4 protein-coding genes are annotated in these 3,079 nt (G+C 58.6%); all 4 read right to left on the bottom strand.

From position 1 onward, the window contains the following. On the bottom strand, window positions 1–786 hold a 786-nt coding region (locus ACIQ39_RS19065), incomplete at its 3' end, for an AMP-binding protein (protein ID WP_396436156.1). Window positions 787–904: 118 nt separating this feature from the next. Further along, the gene (locus ACIQ39_RS19070; RefSeq protein WP_396436157.1) at window positions 905–1,621 is read right to left on the bottom strand and encodes a crotonase/enoyl-CoA hydratase family protein; all 717 of its coding nucleotides are present in this window, start codon (window positions 1,619–1,621) and stop codon (window positions 905–907) included. 50 nt (window positions 1,622–1,671) lie between these two features. Next, window positions 1,672–2,436, bottom strand: coding sequence for a crotonase/enoyl-CoA hydratase family protein (locus tag ACIQ39_RS19075; protein WP_396436158.1), 765 nt, complete (start codon window positions 2,434–2,436; stop codon window positions 1,672–1,674). An 80-nt stretch (window positions 2,437–2,516) separates the two neighbouring features. After that, a partial coding sequence (locus tag ACIQ39_RS19080) for a hypothetical protein (RefSeq protein ID WP_396436159.1) occupies window positions 2,517–3,079 on the bottom strand: 563 nt, incomplete at its 5' end.

A 3,079-nucleotide genomic window follows, 5' to 3' on the forward strand; every position in this document is an offset into this window, starting at 1 on the left:
GGGCACAGAAAAGAAAAATGTAGGGCGTGCGCGTTGCAAGTCCTTTGCAAACGTTTCTTGCGACTCCGCAAAAAAGACTTGCATGCCCGTGGCCAACAGCATGTGCTCAACCAGGCCCCGTTCAGCGATGTGCGACAGTGGCAAATATGACAGCATCCTGTCGTTCTCGTTCAGAGGAATGCGCTCCAGCCCCTGCGCAATGATCGTTTGTAATGTGCCAAAACTGTGCATCACACCTTTGGGGTTGCCGGTGGTGCCCGAGGTGTACATCACCGTACACAGGTCTTGCGCGGGACGAACAACCTGGCCCGCAAGGGGGGCCCCCAAACGAACGATCTCTGACCAGTCTGCACCAGGCCATTGAGGGCTCAATGGCAAGTTGATGCAAGGCAGCTGTTCAGGAACCCCTGCCCTCATCGCATCCGGATCATCGAGCTTGCCGACAAACATCAGACATGCGCCACTGTGGTCCAGAATTTGCCGCACCGTCTTGGTGGCCAGCGTGGGATACAGAGGCACGGATACATGGCCTGCCATCCAGATGGCCCAATCGGCCATGAGCCAATGGGCGGTGTTTTTGCCCCAAATCGCAATCCGACTGCCGGGCGGATAGCCCAGAGACAAAAGATGGTTGGCCATGCAGCGCACTTGGTGCGTAACTTCAGACCAAGTGAAGGTCTGGACCACACCCTGCCCGACAGGCTGTGTGAAGCACACGCGGTGGGGCGCAGTCGCCTCCCAGTGGTAAAGCCTTTGCAGGGCCAGCATGTCCGAGGAATTGCTCATGTTGTGTGTCTCTTGAATTGAAAGAAAAACGTGGCACCCATGCACCACAAAAACGGGACCATGGAGTCCACCGCTGCTTGTAACTGAACAGGGTGACTCCAAAAATCTAGCACCCAACTCAGCTTGACGCCGCGCCCATGTCCTGCGCCTGCCATTGCGCCATATCGGCCTGGATGGCGACGGCCATCGCCTCTGTCACCTCCGCATTGATGCGGCGCTTGTTCATGGCAAAAGTCTTCGAGTCCAGCATGAGAAGATCAGCGCAGTGCCTTTGCACAGTTGCTTGCATGGCGTAAGCGGGCACCAGTTCGTCGACAAAGCCCGCCTGCAGTGCAGATGCCGGTGTAAAGGGCATACCCAGCGTTGTCGCGGTTTGCATTTGCGCTGGCGCCAGCTTTCTGCGACAGACCTCCACAGTGACTCGCGGCAAGACCATGCCTAACCGTACCTCATTGATCTGGAACCGGGCGCCCACATCGATACCGACCCGCAGGTCGCATGAAAGCAGCAAGATCGCCCCCAGCGCAACAGCATGACCCGTGCAAGCGGCGATCACCGGCAGTGGATAGTCCACCAAGCGCGCGCACAGGCGCAAGCCCGCTTCCAACATGGTCTGCACGTCAGGGCCGCCACGCTTGAAAACCCCCAAATCAAAACCACCCGAGAAGGACCCTGCACGGCCATACAAGACCACCACCTTGGCTTCTTTTTCTGCGCGATCCAGCGCCTCATTCAGGGTGGCCAGCATGGCGATGTTCATGACGTTGGCTTTGCCGTCGTCCATGCGAAGCGTGGCCACATCGTTGTTCAAGTCGTAACGAACCAGGGTATTCATGTCAGTTCCAAAGAAAATTGTGCAAAACAGCTCGATGGCTTGTTCGTCGCTCAGCAGCCCTGCCAATTCGGACGGCGCTTTTCAGCGAAAGCGGTTGCGCCCTCCAGGGCGTCTTTGCTTTTGGCGATCGCTTTAAGCAAGGGTTCTTGCCGAGCAAACATTTCGCTGGACAACCAGTCTTGCGACTCGCAGCCGACTTTCTTGCTGGCGGCTACGGCGAGAGGTCCGTTGGCTGCGATCACGCGCGCCAGCGTCATGGCGGCAGTTAAAGCACCCCCTGAAGCCACAACCCGATTGACCAGCCCCAACTCATAGGCACGCGCTGCGCTGATCATCTCGCCCGTCAGGGCCATTTCCATGGCAACGCGTTGGGGAATCTGGCGTGGCGTACGCAGCAGCCCGCCAGCACCGGCAATCAATCCGACCTTCACCTCGGGCGTGCCAAAGCGTGCGCCATCGCCCGCCACGATGAGGTCGCAAGCCATGGCCAGCTCAAACCCTCCAGCCAGCGCAAAACCCTCGACCGCTGCAATCAGCGGCTTTTGGGGCGGTTTGCTACAAAGTCCGCCAAAGCCGCGGCCATCGATGAAGGGCGACTCGCCGCGGACATAGGCTTTCAAATCCATGCCCGAGCAAAACATCCCGCCCGCACCCGTCAGAATCGCCAAGCGAATTGCCGGGTTTCTGTCCAACGCGATCATGGCCACAGCGATGCCCTCGGCAACTTCGCGGTTGACCGCATTCATGGCTTGCGGGCGATTGATCGTGACCGTCATGACGCCTTCATCGACGTTCACCTGCACTGTGTCATTCATTGAAATCTCCTGATGATTGAAATCTTGCCTACCCTGACGCTGAAGTGAAGCAAGCGCCTTGGGTGAAAACGGGTCTTCTATTACTTGAGCACCAGCACGTTGTTTCGTCGCTCCATCTGGCGGGGCATAGTCAAGGCCATCACCCCCTGCCCACCGGTGCGCTGCAACAGCGCCGCCAGGTTTTGCGCGGCCTCACCGGGCAAAGTTTGTGCAGCAAGCTGGGCCATTTGAAACAACCACAAGCCATGCACGGCACTGGCACGTTGCACCTGCACACCACGCCATGTGAAGCGCACCATGCCCACAGTGGGGTGCACCATGGGGTCATTGTTGAAGTGAATCAATTGACCTGATGGCGCATCCGGTTGGGCATCGCACCATTTCTGGTAGCTCGCCATGTCGGCACTCAGTTGGGGACCCCAGTCCTTGAACATCAAGGCCAACAACGGCTCCAACGTGGTGGGGATGGCGTCATCGGGCAGCCAATCGGCTTCATGCGGTGCAAATTCGCCATCGGGTGTGTTGGGCAATTGCATGCGCTCTACCCAGCGCGCCACGTTGGGCGCGCGCTTTTTCATCAGCGCTGTCGGGTAGGGGTCACGCCCAAGGTGCGCGTACATGGGCGCAATCAGTCCCAGGTCGG

This window comes from Limnohabitans sp. (genome assembly GCF_044361645.1).
GTDB lineage: Bacteria > Pseudomonadota > Gammaproteobacteria > Burkholderiales > Burkholderiaceae_C > Limnohabitans_A.

What these genes read in the sequence shown, in the direction of transcription:
- ACIQ39_RS19075 (WP_396436158.1), bottom strand. Translation starts at nt 2,436, where the DNA reads ATGAATGACACAGTGCAGGTGAACGTCGATGAAGGCGTCATGACGGTC.
- ACIQ39_RS19070 (WP_396436157.1), bottom strand. Translation starts at nt 1,621, where the DNA reads ATGAATACCCTGGTTCGTTACGACTTGAACAACGATGTGGCCACGCTT.